Origin of the sequence: Nocardia terrae (genome assembly GCF_009760405.1) — a bacterium.
GTDB classification, from domain to species: Bacteria; Actinomycetota; Actinomycetes; order Mycobacteriales; family Mycobacteriaceae; genus Nocardia; species Nocardia terrae.
Genome location: NZ_WRPP01000002.1, coordinates 1024449 through 1039233 on the forward strand (window position 1 = coordinate 1024449; position 14785 = coordinate 1039233).

14 protein-coding genes are annotated in these 14785 nt (G+C 68.8%); 5 read left to right on the plus strand and 9 right to left on the minus strand.

Features of this window, described 5'->3' with window-relative positions:
* The first annotated feature begins 105 nt into the window (after positions 1-105).
* Complete coding sequence (locus tag GPX89_RS45895) at positions 106-966, plus strand: AraC family transcriptional regulator (protein ID WP_328601827.1); 861 nt, start codon at positions 106-108, stop codon at positions 964-966.
* Between the two features lie 204 nt (positions 967-1170).
* On the opposite strand, the gene GPX89_RS14730 is transcribed toward GPX89_RS45895, so the two are convergent.
* Positions 1171-2091, minus strand: coding sequence for an NADP-dependent oxidoreductase (locus GPX89_RS14730; RefSeq protein WP_157387968.1), 921 nt, complete (start codon positions 2089-2091; stop codon positions 1171-1173).
* Positions 2092-2356: 265 nt separating this feature from the next.
* Between GPX89_RS14730 and GPX89_RS14735 the strand changes: the two genes are divergently transcribed.
* A complete protein-coding gene (locus GPX89_RS14735) occupies positions 2357-2770 on the plus strand; it encodes a winged helix-turn-helix transcriptional regulator (RefSeq protein ID WP_328601828.1) in 414 nt (137 codons plus the stop codon).
* A complete protein-coding gene (locus GPX89_RS14740) occupies positions 2754-3623 on the plus strand; it encodes an LLM class F420-dependent oxidoreductase (RefSeq protein WP_235947141.1) in 870 nt (289 codons plus the stop codon). The genes GPX89_RS14735 and GPX89_RS14740 overlap by 17 nt, the downstream gene beginning before the upstream one ends.
* Here GPX89_RS14740 and GPX89_RS14745 read toward each other — a convergent pair.
* Positions 3569-4180, minus strand: coding sequence for a YdeI/OmpD-associated family protein (locus GPX89_RS14745; RefSeq protein ID WP_198347435.1), 612 nt, complete (start codon positions 4178-4180; stop codon positions 3569-3571). The genes GPX89_RS14740 and GPX89_RS14745 overlap by 55 nt on opposite strands.
* Before the next feature lie 106 nt (positions 4181-4286).
* Here GPX89_RS14745 and GPX89_RS14750 point away from each other — a divergent pair, with 106 nt between their 5' ends.
* Positions 4287-5525: a serine hydrolase domain-containing protein gene (locus GPX89_RS14750; protein WP_235947143.1), complete on the plus strand. Its 1239-nt coding sequence runs from the start codon at positions 4287-4289 to the stop codon at positions 5523-5525.
* 16 nt (positions 5526-5541) lie between these two features.
* Here the strand turns inward: GPX89_RS14750 and GPX89_RS14755 are convergent, their stop codons facing one another.
* The 6 genes from GPX89_RS14755 to GPX89_RS14780 form a co-directional block, all read right to left on the minus strand.
* Positions 5542-7410 (minus strand): type IV secretory system conjugative DNA transfer family protein, encoded by a 1869-nt coding sequence (locus GPX89_RS14755; protein ID WP_157387970.1) that lies wholly within the window; start codon positions 7408-7410, stop codon positions 5542-5544.
* An 81-nt stretch (positions 7411-7491) separates the two neighbouring features.
* Positions 7492-8559, minus strand: coding sequence for a DNA polymerase domain-containing protein (locus tag GPX89_RS14760; protein WP_328601829.1), 1068 nt, complete (start codon positions 8557-8559; stop codon positions 7492-7494).
* Positions 8556-9647 carry an ATP-dependent DNA ligase gene (locus GPX89_RS14765; protein WP_328601830.1) on the minus strand — a complete coding sequence of 364 codons (1092 nt, stop codon included), beginning with the start codon at positions 9645-9647 and terminating at the stop codon, positions 8556-8558. Before GPX89_RS14765 ends, GPX89_RS14760 begins: the two co-directional genes overlap by 4 nt.
* Before the next feature lie 52 nt (positions 9648-9699).
* Entirely contained in the window at positions 9700-10095 is a 396-nt protein-coding gene (locus GPX89_RS14770) for a cold-shock protein (RefSeq protein WP_328601831.1), read from the minus strand.
* A 45-nt stretch (positions 10096-10140) separates the two neighbouring features.
* Positions 10141-11250, minus strand: a complete 1110-nt coding sequence (locus tag GPX89_RS14775) for an SPFH domain-containing protein (protein WP_157387971.1) — start codon at positions 11248-11250, stop codon at positions 10141-10143.
* Between the two features lie 41 nt (positions 11251-11291).
* Positions 11292-11513: a hypothetical protein gene (locus GPX89_RS14780; protein ID WP_157387972.1), complete on the minus strand. Its 222-nt coding sequence runs from the start codon at positions 11511-11513 to the stop codon at positions 11292-11294.
* 412 nt (positions 11514-11925) lie between these two features.
* Here GPX89_RS14780 and GPX89_RS14785 point away from each other — a divergent pair, with 412 nt between their 5' ends.
* Entirely contained in the window at positions 11926-13503 is a 1578-nt protein-coding gene (locus GPX89_RS14785; protein WP_328601832.1) for a DHA2 family efflux MFS transporter permease subunit, read from the plus strand.
* 132 nt (positions 13504-13635) lie between these two features.
* On the opposite strand, the gene mraY is transcribed toward GPX89_RS14785, so the two are convergent.
* Positions 13636-14724: a phospho-N-acetylmuramoyl-pentapeptide-transferase gene (mraY, locus tag GPX89_RS14790; RefSeq protein ID WP_157387973.1), complete on the minus strand. Its 1089-nt coding sequence runs from the start codon at positions 14722-14724 to the stop codon at positions 13636-13638.
* Between the last annotated feature and the right edge of the window lie 61 nt (positions 14725-14785).

The window sequence follows — 14785 nt, forward strand, 5'->3', positions numbered from 1 at the left end:
TCGCTTTCTCACGCTAGGGACCCCGGCCCGGACGATCGATGCTCGAGAATCCGGTCCTGATATCCGATCGTCCGAAGCCGCCCCGGGCGCCGCTACGGTGGAGCAGTGGACATTCTCAGCGACGCCGTCGCCGCGATGCGGTTGGGCATCCCGCACTCCAACCGCACCGTCAAGATCGCGCCGTGGCGCACCTACTTCCCGGCGGAGGGCAACAGCGCCGGATTCCATGTGGTGCTGCAGGGTTCGTGCTGGCTGGTGCCCGACGGTGGCGCGCCGGTGCACCTGCAGGCCGGTGATGTCGCGTTCATGCCGCGCAGCCGCGGCCACGCCATCACCGACAGCCTCGACACCGCCACCGAAACCGGCACCGAAACCGTATTGCTGTGCGGCGCTTACTATCTCGACGGCTCGCGGGAGCACCCCGCGTTGGCGGAGCTGCCCGATGTGATCCACCTGCCCGCCCGGGTCGGTCACCACAGCCCGCTGCGCACCGCCATCGAGCTGCTCGGCCACGAGGTCGAGTCCCGCCACGGCTCGGGTGCGATCGCGCCGCTGCTCGAGGTGCTGCTGCTGTTCATGCTGCGCGCCTGGCACCAGACCCACCCCACCGACACCGGATGGGTCGCCGCGCTGGGAGATCCGGTGATCCACGCGGGCCTGCAAGCGATCCACGCCGAACCGGCCGCGCCGTGGACGGTACAGACGCTGGCCGCGCGCGCGGGAGTGTCACGCTCGGTGTTCGCCCAACGCTTCACCGCCACCCTGGGCACCGGGCCACTGACCTACCTGACGTGGTGGCGCATGACGTGCGCGGCGCGGCTGTTGCGCGAATCCGACCTGCTGCTGCGCGTGGTCGCCGAGAAGGCCGGGTACACCTCCGAATACGCCTTCGCCAAGGCGTTCAAACGCGAATTCGGGATATCGCCCGGACAATTCCGCACCCACGCGGGCCCCGAGGCCGCCTGAGCGGTACTCAGATCCTGCGGGCGCAGATCGGCGGCAGGGGTGTGGAAGGCGTTCTCGCGCGCCGTCAACCGGCGCGGGAAACCGAGGCCGTCGATACAGCATCGGCCGATGGCGCAGATCGGCGCTTACTCCGACGACCCCCGCGGGACGGGCAATGCCGCCGCCGACATGCTGACAGCGGCATTCCCGTGCGGGGCGCGGCGTCTAGGGCAGCAGCACCAGACGCCCGCGCAGCCCGCCCTTTTCGAAGCGGGCATGCGCGGCGGCGGCCTCGGTGAGGGGATAGGTTTCGGCCACGCGCAGGGTGAGGGCGCCGGATTCGACGAGGTCCACCAGTTCGGCCAGGCGGCGGCCGTCGGGAGCCTGCTGGACGGCGGTCACCGTGATACCGCGTTCGGCGGGCGGCGCGACCGTGGGCAGCAACGCGACGAAGACGCCGCCGTCGCGGACCACCGGCAGCACCGCGCCGCCCAACAACGCGGCATCGATGACGGCGTCGACACCGTTCGCGCCGAGTCGCCGCGCCAGATCCGCACCGCGCGTGGCGAATTCGTGCGCGCCCAGGGAGCGCACCAGGTCCTCGTCACCCGCCCCGGCCACCGCGATCACCGTGGCCCCCGCGGCGGCGGCCAACAGCACCGCGTAGCCGCCGACCCCACCGGCCGCACCCGTCACCAGCACCCGTCTGCCCGGGGCCGCGCCCGCGGCGGTGACGGCCAGGTCGGCGGTGATCCCGTTGAGCGGCAAGGTCGCCGCGGCCGTGAGATCGACACCGGTCGGGGCCGCGGCCACCAGCTCGGCGGGGATGACCAGGTAGTCGGTGTAGCTGCCCGCGAAACTGGCCAGCCACGGAATCAACCCGATCACCGGCTGCCCGGCCTGCGCGGAGCCGGCCTCGGGACCCACCGCCTCGATCCAGCCGGAGAACTCCACCCCGGGCACGTAATGCTCACGCTCGGGCAGCAATGCCGCGAACGCACCCGCCCGCGCCCCGATATCGACCGGATTCACCGGGGCCGCAGCGACTTTCACCAGCACCTCACCGGGTCCCGGCACAGGGACGGGCACCTCGAGCAGCTCGAGGACCTCCGGCCCGCCCGGACGTGAGAAAGCGACAGCACGCATGGAAATGCTCCTGTTGATGCGAAGGAATGAAAGCCCACCGGTGGAACGCCCGCCCGCCGATCCCGGCGGTGCGGGGCGTGATTTCACCGTAGGACGAGCCGACAGGTCCCGGCCAGTAGGCACCCGGAAGTTCCCAGGTCACCCCTATGCGTGCGGGCATCGGTGACACCGGCGGCTGCGGCGGGCGGCCTGTGGGGCGGGGAATGGCCGAAACCCGCTGCCGTGAGCGGGAATGCGCTGTGGGGTGCGGGCCGCTGAACCTGTGGTGACGACCACCACCGCGGCCCAGCGGCGCGAACAGGCCCGGGTCGACTACAACGCCTTCCTCGCGGCGTGTCCGACCCATCAGATGCTCGACACCATCAGCGACAAGTGGGTGTGTCTGATCCTGGCCGCGCTCGGGTCCGGTCCGCTGCGCTATGGGGAACTGGGCGCGATCGTCGCCTCGGTCAGCAACAAGATGCTCACCCAGACCCTGCGCACCCTCGAACGCGACGGCCTGGTCACCCGCCAGATGACCGCGCAAGTGCCGGTGCGCGTGGACTATTGGCTCACCGAGCTGGGCCACAGCCTGCTGCCGGTGCTCTCGGGACTGCAGCACTGGGCCGAGGGTCACATGGACCAGGTACTGGCCGCGCGCGCCGAGTTCGACGACGCCGGGAATGCCGACCGATCATGAGCTGTTGGCCGTCGATATGGCATTCGAGAACGTCGGAAAGTTCGGTGCATGGCAGTTCTACACGCAGTTCACCCCTGAAACGGTGGCCGAGCTCGAAGGACTCGGCTACGGCGCGGTCTGGCTGGGCGGCTCGCCACCGGCGGACTGGGACGGCTACGAGCAGCTGCTGGCCGGCTCGGACTCGATCGTGGTCGGCACCAGCATCGTCAACGTGTGGGGCTCACGGCCAGAGGTCGCCGCACGGACCTACCTGCGGCTCGAGGACAAATTCCCCGGCCGGTTCCTGCTCGGTATCGGTGTCGGACACCGCGAACACACCGCCGCGTTCACCAAACCCTATGACGCGCTGATGAATTACCTCGATGTGCTCGACGCCCACGGCGTCCCCCAGCAGGGACGCGCGCTGGCGGCGCTGGGTCCGCGGGTGGCCAGGCTCGCACGCGAGCGCACCGCCGGGGCACTGCCGTATCTGACCGTGCCCGAGCACACCGCCGAGGTGCGCGGCATTCTCGGCCCGGACGCGCTGCTGGCCGTCGAGCACAAGGTGGTCCTCGACCAGGACGCCCAGCGGGCGCGTGCGGCCGGCCGCGAGAAGGCCGGCTACTACCTGGGCCTGGTCAACTATGTGAACAACCTGGGCCGCTTCGGTTTCGACACCGACGATCTGACCCAGCCCGGCAGCGACCGCCTCATCGACGCCGTGGTCGCCCACGGCAGCGCCGACCAGATCGCCGACCGGCTCGCCGAGCATGTGCGCGCGGGCGCGGATCACGTCGCCGCGCAGGTCATCAGCGAGGACTACCTGTCGGTGCTGCGCACGCTGGCGCCCCTGCTGGCGGAACGGCTGAACTGAGCCGGTTTCACCGGGTTTCGAGGCCCTCGAGCGCCTTCCGTAGTCGTGAAGCCCGGGTATTCGGGGTGCGTGCGCGGTACAGCTCCAGCGCGATCGCGTACTGGCTGGTCCGGTCCAGGGCGTGGTAGGCACGCTTTCGCGTGCGGGTGCGCCGCGAGCGCGGCGGCCAGATCCTCGGGCACGGTGAACGCGGACTGTGAGGGATAGGCCGCCGCCCAGCGTCCGTCGGCGCGGGCGGCGGCCACCTCGGCCAGACCGGGCTCGCGCATGCGCCCGGCCGCGGTCAGGGCCGCGACCTTGTCGACATTGACCTGCGACCATTGGCTGCGCGGGCGGCGCGGCACATACTTCTGCAGATAGTGTCCGGCGTCGAAACCCTTGCGCTGCCCCGAGATCCAGCCCCAGCACAATCCGACATCGACCGCCTCGTCCTCGCTCAGCGACGCGATGCCCGAACCCTTCTTGGCCATCAGGATCCACAGCCCTTCCGGGCGTGCGTGATCGGCCTCGAGCCAGGTGTCGAAGGCGGCCGCGTTGGTGAAGAACACCGGATCCATGCCCTCATGGTGGCAGAGGCCACCGACAACCCGACCGCACCCCACCGGGCGAAAATTGTCCCAGACACACCTTGTTCGTGGGGTGTGCCGCGGTTACCGTGAATCGATGACGACCTCCAGCTCCGCCGCCGCTGCCGGACTGCCCACCGGGGTGAGCGGTTTCGCCGACCCCCGATTCGCCTCCGCCGTACGCACTTTCGCCCGAATCTTCGCCAACCGCGCCACCAACGGCGGCGCCCTGGCGGTCTACCGGCACGGCGAACCGGTCGTCGATGTCTGGGCCGGCGCCTCCGACACCGCCGGCACGCCCTGGAGCGCCGACACCGGCGCCATGATCTACTCCGCCTCCAAAGGTGTCTCGGCCACCGTCCTGCACCGCCTGGCCGACCGCGGCATGCTCGACTACGCCGCCCCCGTCGCGCAGTACTGGCCCGAATTCGGCGCAGGCGGCAAATCCGCGATCACCGTCGCCGAGCTGCTCAGCCACCGCGCCGGCCTGTCGGCCCTGCCCGCCACCACCGCCGCGGAGGTCCTCGACCACGAACTCATGGAAAACCGGTTGGCCGCCGCGAAACCCGACCACCTGCTGGGCAGGCCGATCTACCACGCGCTGACCATCGGCTGGCTCATGACCGGACTGGCCCGCGCCATCACCGGCCGCGACATGGCCGCGCTCTACCGCAGCGAGATCGCCGAACCCCTCGGCGTCGACGGCATCCACCTGGGCGCCCCGCCCGCCGGAGCCCGCACCCTGGGCGCGGACCTGGTCGGCTCGGTGAAAACCCTTGCCGAACGCGACATCCCGGCACCGGTGGCCACCCTCGTCCCGCGCTTGCCCCGCCTGCTGCGCGACCCGTTGTCCTCGATCTACGTCCCCGGCCTGGAATCGATCTTCCGCGGAACCAACCCCGCCATCCTCGACACCGCCCTGCCCGCCGGCAACGCCGTGTGCACCGCGCGCGCCCTGGCCCGGATGTACAGCGCGCTGGCCTGCGACGGATACGTCGACGGCCGCCCGTTCCTGTCCCCGGCGACCGTGCGCGAACTCGAACGCGTGCGCACCTACCGCATCGACCACTCACTGCTGGTCCCGTTCTGGCACTTGGGCTATCACAGCCTGCCCGCCGCCCGCGCCCCCCGCGGCTACGGCCACATGGGCGCCTTCGGCTCCACCGGCTGGGTCGACCCGGTCTCGGGCATCTCCGTCGGCTTCGTCCACAACCGCATGGCCCTGGGGTGGAGCCTGCTCGACCAAACCTTCGCCGTCCCGCTGCTGCACCTGATCCTGCGCGCGGCCCGCGTGCCCGCCCGCGAAATCGAACGCCGCACCGTCGGAGCCGCCTGACCTGTGCGGTACACCGTCACAGCGGCCGGACCTCCTCGATGGTGCCGGTCTGCTCGTCGCCACCGCCGTCGCGGCCGAAGACGCCGGGCCGCAGCGGACTCGGGCCGATCAGATCATCGATCGTGGTACGGGACTGCGGCCCGCGGACCGCGGCCAGGGCCCGCTCGACCGCGTCGGCGTGTTCGCCGGTCCACCAGGGATCGGTTCTGATCAGCACGGGCGGTGTGCCCGCGGCGAACAACACCGCCCGCCCCCGCGGCAACGACCGCAGTTCGGAGACCCCGAGAGTGTGCTCGGCCGAGATCGCGGTCGAATAGCCGAAACCCTTGGTCGACAACGACACCGTGCGCGAGTGCACCTCGTGGGTTCCGATCCCTTCGACCCGCTCACGCAGGAACGGCACATCGTCGACACCGCCGCCGATCACCTTCACCGTGGCCGCCGACCACAATTCGCTCATCCCGCCGTGCCCCCAGCAGCGCACGCCCTGCGCCCAGGACTGCAACACGGTCATCAGGATGATCCCGTGTGCACCCAGCGCGCTGTATCGCTGCGGAAGATCGTTCCAGGCCACCACGTTCGCGGCATCGTCGAACACCGCGAGCAACGGAATCGGCAACCGGGCACGAGGACTGTGCGCGGCCTTGCGGATCGCGACCTCGAGGACGGCTTCGGTGAGCGCGCTGACCAACGGCGCCGCCGACGAACGGCCCGCCACCGACAGCGAATACAGCGTCCCGTTCCGCTCGAGCAGATCCAGTTCGTCGAACCGTATCCGGTTTCCGCCAGCGGTCACCCACGGATGGACCTCGGGGAACTTCAGACAGCGGATCATCCGTGTGGCATGGGCGAAAACCCGGTCGCGACGCCACGGATCAGCGTTGTAGAGCGCGGCCAGCCCACTGGCCGCACGATGGTGCTCGTAGCGGCGCAGGATTTCCACCGGCTCGGTATCGATCTGATTGGCCGCCCATTCCCACGCCTGCAGGATCGATCGGCAATCCACCGACGCCGCCAGGAACAAGGCCGCCAGCAGCTCCTCGGCGTCCAGGTCCAGGTGGTCACGATCGTCGATACCGGTCAGCGCGTCGGCGAAATGGCCCGCCAGCTGGGTGGCCCGCACCAGACTGCGATCGACCCAGGCCATCGGATCCCAATACCAGTCCGGCGGCTCGTCACCGGCGATACCTTGGGGATCGAACACCAACACCGGATTGCCCTCGGCCGCGCGCACATCCCGGGTCGCGTCGACGACATCGCGGTGGGAGGCCGTCACGATGACCGGTCCCACCGCATCGAGGATGGCCGGAATCACCCGGCACGCCGACTTGCCCTGCCGCGGGCCCCAGATATCGAGGTGGAGGTCGGCATAGGAGCCGAACAGCGGTTCACCATCGGCGACAGCCGTGCCGATCGCGATGCCCGGCACCGCGACCGTGCGCGGCCGCCCCGGCGACCGCAACGAATGGACCGGGACATCCAGTGCCCGGGCCACTTCCGTGACCCCGGCCGCGGTGAAGGGTCGCAGGGCCTTGCCGGTTCCCATGAACCCGGCCTTGGCATCGATGCTGTGGCGCGCGCGTGCCCGCCGCGCACCGGTCACCGCGCGGACCACGAGCCCGACTCCGATCAGCGTGGCCAGCCCGGCCACGACCCCGGTGGCGGCACCCGGCCAGCGCAACTGCCCGCTCCACAGCTCACCGAGCAACGTGATCGGATCGGCAGGCACGTGCTGTCGTTGCGGTGACCTCGCGTTGCCCAGGTGCACGGCCACGACGACGATGCCCGCCGCGACCGCGATCCAGATCAGTCCACGCAGGAACCACGTGATCTCCGCGTCCTGCCTGCGCCGCACCTTCACCATGACGATCCCCCCTTCGAACATGCTTCGAATACAGGGTGCCAACGCCGGTCGGTGATCGCCAGTGGACCGGGGTATCGGAACGGACAAGCTTGCGGCGCAGCGTTATTCGCCGCCGGTGTCCTTACGGGCCTTGGAAGGCTGCACGCGCGCGGGCTCATTGGGCATCTTCGGATAGACCGGGGGCCAGGGGGCATCCATGAGGCCCGCGGCGATGTCCTTGTCCGACATCTCCAGCAGCGGGGCGATCGACTGCGGGGTGCGGTCGGCCCACGGGTCGCCCAACTCGGCGACGCGGGCGGGCACCGTGGCGATGGTCAGCTCGTCGGGCACGATCGCATCCAGCGCCTCCCAGGAGATCGGGGTCGAGACCTGTGCGCCGACCTTCGGGCGCACACACCAGGCACCGAAAACCGTTTTGTGGGGGGCGTTCTGGTTGAAGTCGACGAACACCCGGGAACCGCGCTCTTCCTTCCACCAGGCCGCGGTGATCTCGTCGGGGTGGCGGCGTTCGAGTTCGCGGGCCAGCGCCACCGCGGCCGCACGGACCTGGTAGCCGTCCCAATTCGGTTGCAGCAGAGCGTAAATGTGCAGGCCGCGTGAGCCGGAGGTTTTGACGCGGGCGTCGATGCCCAGCTCGGCGCACAATTCGCGCACCCGGAAGGCGGCCGCGCGCAGATCCTCGAAGCTGATGCCGGGGGAGGGGTCCAGATCGATGCGCAGCTCGTCGGTGACCCCGGTGGGCGGCAGCACGTTTCCGGCCGCGTCGTGCACCGGCGGGAAGGTGGAGGCGGCCTCGGCGCCGGCGTGGGTGGGCCAGACGTGGAAACCCAAGCAGCCCAGGTTGACCGCCCACAGGATGTGCGCCATGTCGACCGCGACCAGGGCGTCGGACTCGGTGCCGTTGGGGGTGGACACGACCGTGGTCTGCAGCCAGTCCGGCACCGATTTGGGCACCCGCTTCTGGAACCAGGATTTGCCCGAGGCCCCGTCGGGGTAGCGTTCGAGCAGCACCGGGCGACCGCCGATGGTCCGCATGATCGGATCGGCCACGGCCAGATAGTAATTCACCAGATCGAGCTTGGTTTCCTCGCGTTTGGTGAAGTAGACCTTGCCCGGATTGCTGATCGTGACCGTGTGCCCGGCCACCGCGAGATCCAGCGAATCACTCACCGCGCGGACCCTTTCGCCTCGGCGAAGATATCGGCCAGCTCGGCCGGGGCGACCTCGTCGAGCTGGGCGTAGGTGCACGACTCGGGAGTGCGGTCGGTGCGGAAGCGCACCAACCGGCCGCCGTGGCGCAACCGCCCGGCCATCACATGCTCATAGCGCACCTCGGCCACCAGCTCCGGACGCAACGCCTCCCACGACAGATCCTTGCCGCCGGTCCAGCGGCTCACCCCGCCGGGCATCTTCCCGTCGGCCTTGGCCTGCGCGGCCGCATCGGCCCACGAACGCCACGGATGATTCTCGAGGGCGCCCGCGCGCAACGGTTCCAGCTCCTCGACCAGCTCCTTGCGCCGCGCGGCGGTGAAACTCGACGCCACCCCCACATGGTGGAGGTTGCCCTCCTCGTCGAACAGCCCCAGCAGCAGTGAACCCACCCCCTGGCCGTCCTTGTGCCAGCGGAATCCGGCGATCACACAGTCGGCGGTGCGCTCGTGCTTGATCTTGAGCATCACGCGTTTGTCCTGCAGATACGGCAGATCCGACGCCTTGGCCATCACCCCGTCGAACCCGGCGCCCTCGAAGCGGGTGAACCAGTCCGCGGCGGTGTCGGCATCGCCGGTGATCGGGGTCAGGTGCGCGCGCGAAAACCGGCCGTCGAGCACCGATTCCAGTATCCGTCGCCGTTCGGCGAAGGGCCGGTCGGTCAGATCCTCCTCGCCCAGGGCCAGCAGATCGAAGCCGACGAAGCTGGCCGGAGTCTCCTCGGCCAGCTTCGCCACCCGGGAGGCGGCCGGATGCAGCCGGTTCTGCAGGGTGTCGAAATCCAGTCCGTTCTCGGTGACGACGACGATCTCCCCGTCCACCACGCACTTCTGCGGCAGCGCCGCGCCCAGTAGTTCCACCAGTTCGGGGAAATACCGGGTCAGCGGCCGATCGTTGCGCGACCCCAGTTCGATCTCGTTGCCGTCACGAAAAACGATGCAGCGGAAGCCATCCCATTTCGGCTCGTACAGTAGCCCCGGTTCGCGGGGCAGTTCGGAGACCGATTTGGCCAGCATCGGTTTCACCGGCGGCATGACGGGCAGTTGCACACGACCTCCTGAGGTTCGCGGTGGACCCGGAACCGATCGTAATGCGAACCGGTCAGTTTTCCAGCCACCCGTGCTGATCCGCGAAGCTGGTGAGCCGATCCCGGATCGTGATGATCTCCCCGGCCGTCAGCTGCGGCGACGCGTCGAGCAGCAACTCGGTGATCAACCGCCGATGCTCGGCCGCGCTCAACAGCGACGTCCCGCGATGATCCTTGTTCTTGTGCCGGACCGCCGGGGCGTTCTGCCCCGGCACCACCGCCAAGTTGATCGCCTTGGGCCCGCGATCACCCTCGGTCACATCGAATTCGAAAACCCGCCCCTGGCGCAGCTCGTCCTCGTCCAGCCCGATGTCGTTGACGTGCACGAACACATCCGGACCGCCGTCTTCGGGCCGAATGAACCCGAAACCCCGAGAACTATCGAACGACACCAATTTCCCGATGGACACCTAAACACCCGCTCCTCGTCGCCGCGTCCCTCTCAGACGGCCACTCTAGTCCGCGGCCTGATCATTGTTGGAAGAAAGTGCCTTTTGCAACGAATTGAAGACCGTCAAGCCTTGGCCCACCATCCCGTTGACGATCTCGGAGACCCCGTCGGGACCGTTGAGCACGGTCAGATTCGCCTTCGACAGCCCCGCCGAGGCCTGCTTGACGATCTCGGGCAACTGCTCGATCAGCAGCTGATCCAACGCGATCCGGTTGTTCGACGCCGCGGCCTCGGCCTGGATGCGCGTGCGGTCGGCCTCGGCCTCGGCCAGGATGCGCACCCGATCCGCCTCGGCCAGAGCGGGTTTGACCACCTCGGCCTGCAACTGCTGCTCACGCAGCTCGGCCTGCTTGCGCGCCTGCTCGGCCTGCGCGGCGAGCACCTCCTGCAGGGCGTTGGCCTGGGCGAGCGGACCGGCCTGCGCGGCTTCGGCATTGGCCTTGTCGATGTCGCGCTGGTACTGCGCCTTGAGGATCGCGGTCTCGCGCTGGTACTCGGCCTGCTTGCGCTGGGACTCCTGCTCGGCCTGGGCGGCGAGCTGCGCGGCGGCGGCCTGGGCGATCTGGGCGTCGCGCTGCACGGCGGCATTGTGCGGGGCCGCCAGGGCGGCGATGTAGCCGAGGTTGCCGTCGTCGATGTGCTGGATCTGGAACGAGTCCACCCACAGCCCGATATTGCTCATCTCCACCTTCGAGGCCACCAGCACCTCGTCGGCGAGCTTCTGGCGCTCGCGGATGATCTCCTCGACCGTCATCGAGCCCACGATCGAGCGCAGGTGCCCGGAGAAGATGCGCCCGGTCAGCACGCTCATCTCCCGCTCCTGCTCGGACAGGAACCGTTGGGCGGCATTGACGATCGACTGGGTGTCGTTGGCGACCTTGAACGCGATCACCGCCCGCACATCGAGCTGGATGGCCTGCTTGGTGACACAGCGTTCACCGATCTCGGCCTCGAACATCGCCAGCGACAGATACCGCACCTTGCGGAACAGCGGCACCACCCAGGTGCCGTGACCGATGATCACCTTGAACGGCGCGCCGCCGTCCTTGCCGCCGTGGCGGCCACCGCTGACCAGCATCGCCTCGTCCGGATCGGGCACGTGGTATCCGAGCATCGCTGTCTCCCTCTTCGCGTCGGTGAAAAAGATCTCTCGACCTATCGATCGCCCGGAAGGGGAATCCACGCAACAACATCGACCAGCCGCCCCGCATGCGCGGCCACCACGAGCACGGTGGCGCCGGCGGTGAGGGGTTCCTCGGCACGGGCGATGTAGAGCTCGGTTCCCCCTCGAATGGCGATGCGCACCTCGCCGAGGGATCCCTTCCCCCGGATCGGCGAGGTCAGCGTACCGGTCAAACCCACCACGGGGTCGGTCATCGCGCGCGAACTCCTCGGGAAGGACTGCCTGAAAACGCCAGCGTACGCGCGTGAGCCGGGGTGATCGGCGACGCCGACACATTGCCAGAGGATTGCTACCGCTCGGTATGATCGGCTGGTCCGGCTCCCAGGCGTATCCCGCACGGCAGAGAGGACCCGCTCGTGAACACTCCTGCGAGGGTGGTGGATCCCACCGGATCCCACGGTAGAAGCGATGTGGCGCAACCGGTTCCGGGTGATGGGCGCGCACTCGAAGCGCGCGGTCGCGCCGGTGCCCGGGACGCGGCGAACCCGCGCGAGCACGACGACGGCCGCCCCCGTGCACGGCTGCTGCGGTGGCTGCCACGATGCCGTCCCGCGCCGACATCAAAATGTGCTGGTTTCGTCACCGACCGGCTGGCAGGCTGAAGCGGTGACCACCCCTCCGGATACCGCGGCGGCCGATTCCGCCGACGACAAGCTGGACATCGGCGTCTTGAAGATCGCCGGTGTCGTGGTGCTCGGCGCCATCATGTCGATCCTCGACGTGACCGTCGTGACCGTAGCGATCCCCACCTTCCAGCACGACTTCAACACCACCACCGCCATCGCCGCCTGGTCGATGACCGGCTACACCCTGGCCCTGGCCAGCGTCATCCCCCTGACCGGCTGGGCCGCCGACCGATTCGGCACCAAACGCCTCTACATGATGGCGCTGGTGTTCTTCGTGCTCGGCTCGGTGCTGTGCTCCACGGCCTGGAACATCGAGTCCCTCATCGCCTTCCGCGTCCTGCAGGGCCTGGGCGGCGGCATGCTCATGCCCCTGGGCATGACGATCATGACCCACGCCGCGGGCCCGCAGCGCATCGGACGCGTCATGGCCGTGCTGGGCGTGCCCATGCTGCTGGGCCCCATCATGGGACCCATCCTGGGCGGCTGGCTCATCGACTCGTTCTCCTGGCACTGGATCTTCCTGATCAACGTGCCCATCGGCATCATCGCGCTGAGCCTGGCGTTCATCGTCTTCCCGCGCGACAACCCCGAACCCTCACAGACGTTCGACTTCGTCGGCATGCTGCTGGCCTCACCGGGCCTGGCGGCCTTCCTCTACGGCGTGTCCTCGATTCCCGGTGAGGGCACCGTCAAGTCGGCCAAGGTCCTCATCCCCGCGGTGATCGGACTGATCCTGCTGGTGGCGTTCGTGTTCCACGCGCTGCGCACCGAACACCCGCTCATCGACCTGCACCTGTTCCAGAACCGCTCGCTGCGTTTCGCGGTGCTGACCATGGTGTGTTTCGCCATGGCGTTCTTCGGATCCGGTCTGCTGCTGCCCAGCTACCTGCAGCAGGTGCGCGGGGAATCCACCCTCATGGCCGGTCTGCTCATCGCCCCCCAGGGCCTGGGCGCCATGCTCACCATGCCCATCGCCGGCCGGCTCGTCGACAAGATCGGCCCCGGCAAGATCGTGCTCACCGGCATCGTCGTCATGAGCGCGGGCATGGCGTTTCTGACCCAGGTCAGCGCCACCACCCCGTACGCGGCGCTGTGCGGGGCGCTGTTCGTGATGGGTCTGGGCATGGGCTGCACCATGATGCCGACCATGACCGCCGCCATCCAGACGCTCACCCACGCCCAGGTGGCGCGCGGCTCGACCCTGATGAACATCGTCAACCAGACCGCCGGATCCATCGGCACCGCCACCATTTCGGTGGTGCTGACCAGTCTGGAGAACCGGGGCGACACGCTCGGCTCGCGTGGGGTGCCGGTGCCGCCGGGAGCCAAGGATCCCTCCCTGGCCAACGCGGCCATCGGCTCGCGCTACAGCGACCAGCTCGCCCACCTGCCGCACACGCTGCTCAGCGAGGGATTCGACCTCGCCGCCAAGGCCTTCGCCCACACCTTCGTGGTGTCGCTGTGCATCCTGGTCGCCACGCTGATCCCGGCGTTCTTCCTGCCGCGCGCCAAACCGGCCGTGCCCGCCGAGGACGCCGCACCGGTCGTGGTGCACTGAGTGCGGTGAGGCACTCGATGCCGTGAGGCAGTGAACGAAAAACGCTGAACGAAAAACGCTGAACGAAAAACGCTGAACGAAAAACGCTGTGGCCCACCCGGAATCTCGATTCCGGGTGGGCCACAGCGCGTTTCAGGGCAGCTGCGAGCCGATCGTGGACAGGTGCTCGCCGTAGAAGGTGATCAACCCCGTCGCCGAGGCGATCGCCGCCAGCAGCCAGAACCGGATCGTGACCGTGGTCTCCGCCCAGCCGGTCAGCTCGAAATGATGATGGAACGGCGCCATCTTGAACAACCGGGTGCGGGTGGTGCGGAACATGACCACCTGCAACAACACCGACAGGATCTCGGCCACGAACAACGCCCCCACCGCGATCATCAGCAGCTCGGTGCGGCTGGTGATCGACAACCCGGCCAGCAGACCACCCAGCGCCAGCGCACCGGTATCACCCATGATGATCTTCGCCGGAGCCGCGTTCCACCACAGGAATCCGACACACGCACTGGCCGCCGCCGCGCACACGATCGACAGATCCAGCGGATCGCGCACCGTGTAGCAGCCCGGCACCGCCCTGAGCGCGCACGAATGGCTGTACTGCCAGAAGGTGATCAGCACATAGGAGCCCAGCGCCAACCCCATCGAGCCCGCCGCCAGCCCGTCGAGGCCGTCGGTGATGTTGACCGCGTTCGACCACGCCACCACCAGCACCGCGGCCGCCACCAGGAACCCGGCCAACCCCATCGACACCGTGGTGATGTCACGCACGATCGAGACGTGCTTGCTGGCCGGGCTCAGCCCGCCCCCGCCGCGGAACCCCAGCGCCAGCACCCCGAAAATCACCGCGGCACACAGCTGCCCGAGGAACTTGCCCGACGCGGTCAACCCGAGACTGCGCTGCTTGGACAGTTTGATGTAGTCGTCGAGGAACCCGACCCCGCCCAGCGCGGTCGCCAGACCCAGCACCAGCAGACCCGAGGCGCTGGGCCCGGTCCCCTCGTAGTAGACGCCCACCAGGTGCGCGGCCAGATAGCCCGCCCACACCCCGATGCCGATCGCGATACCGCCCATGGTCGGGGTGCCGCGCTTGGTCAGATGCGTCGCGGGCCCGTCCGCACGGATCTGCTGGCCCCACCGGCGATGGGTGAACACCCGGATCAGCAACGGCGTCACCGTGATCGACACCGCCAGCGCCACCATCGCCGCCACCAGAATCTGCCGCATCCGCCCCCCTCGAGACCCGAATCCGGTCACATGCTAACCGCCGCCCGGACGAAACGGACCG

Bases quoted from the DNA above. Each gene is read 5' to 3' on its own strand.
- GPX89_RS14730 (WP_157387968.1), bottom strand. From the start codon at position 2,091: ATGCGTGCTGTCGCTTTCTCACGTCCGGGCGGGCCGGAGGTCCTCGAG.
- GPX89_RS14740 (WP_235947141.1), top strand. From the start codon at position 2,754: ATGCCGACCGATCATGAGCTGTTGGCCGTCGATATGGCATTCGAGAAC.
- GPX89_RS14745 (WP_198347435.1), bottom strand. From the start codon at position 4,180: ATGGATCCGGTGTTCTTCACCAACGCGGCCGCCTTCGACACCTGGCTC.
- GPX89_RS14750 (WP_235947143.1), top strand. From the start codon at position 4,287: ATGACGACCTCCAGCTCCGCCGCCGCTGCCGGACTGCCCACCGGGGTG.
- GPX89_RS14755 (WP_157387970.1), bottom strand. From the start codon at position 7,410: ATGTTCGAAGGGGGGATCGTCATGGTGAAGGTGCGGCGCAGGCAGGAC.
- GPX89_RS14775 (WP_157387971.1), bottom strand. From the start codon at position 11,250: ATGCTCGGATACCACGTGCCCGATCCGGACGAGGCGATGCTGGTCAGC.
- GPX89_RS14780 (WP_157387972.1), bottom strand. From the start codon at position 11,513: ATGACCGACCCCGTGGTGGGTTTGACCGGTACGCTGACCTCGCCGATC.
- mraY (WP_157387973.1), bottom strand. From the start codon at position 14,724: ATGCGGCAGATTCTGGTGGCGGCGATGGTGGCGCTGGCGGTGTCGATC.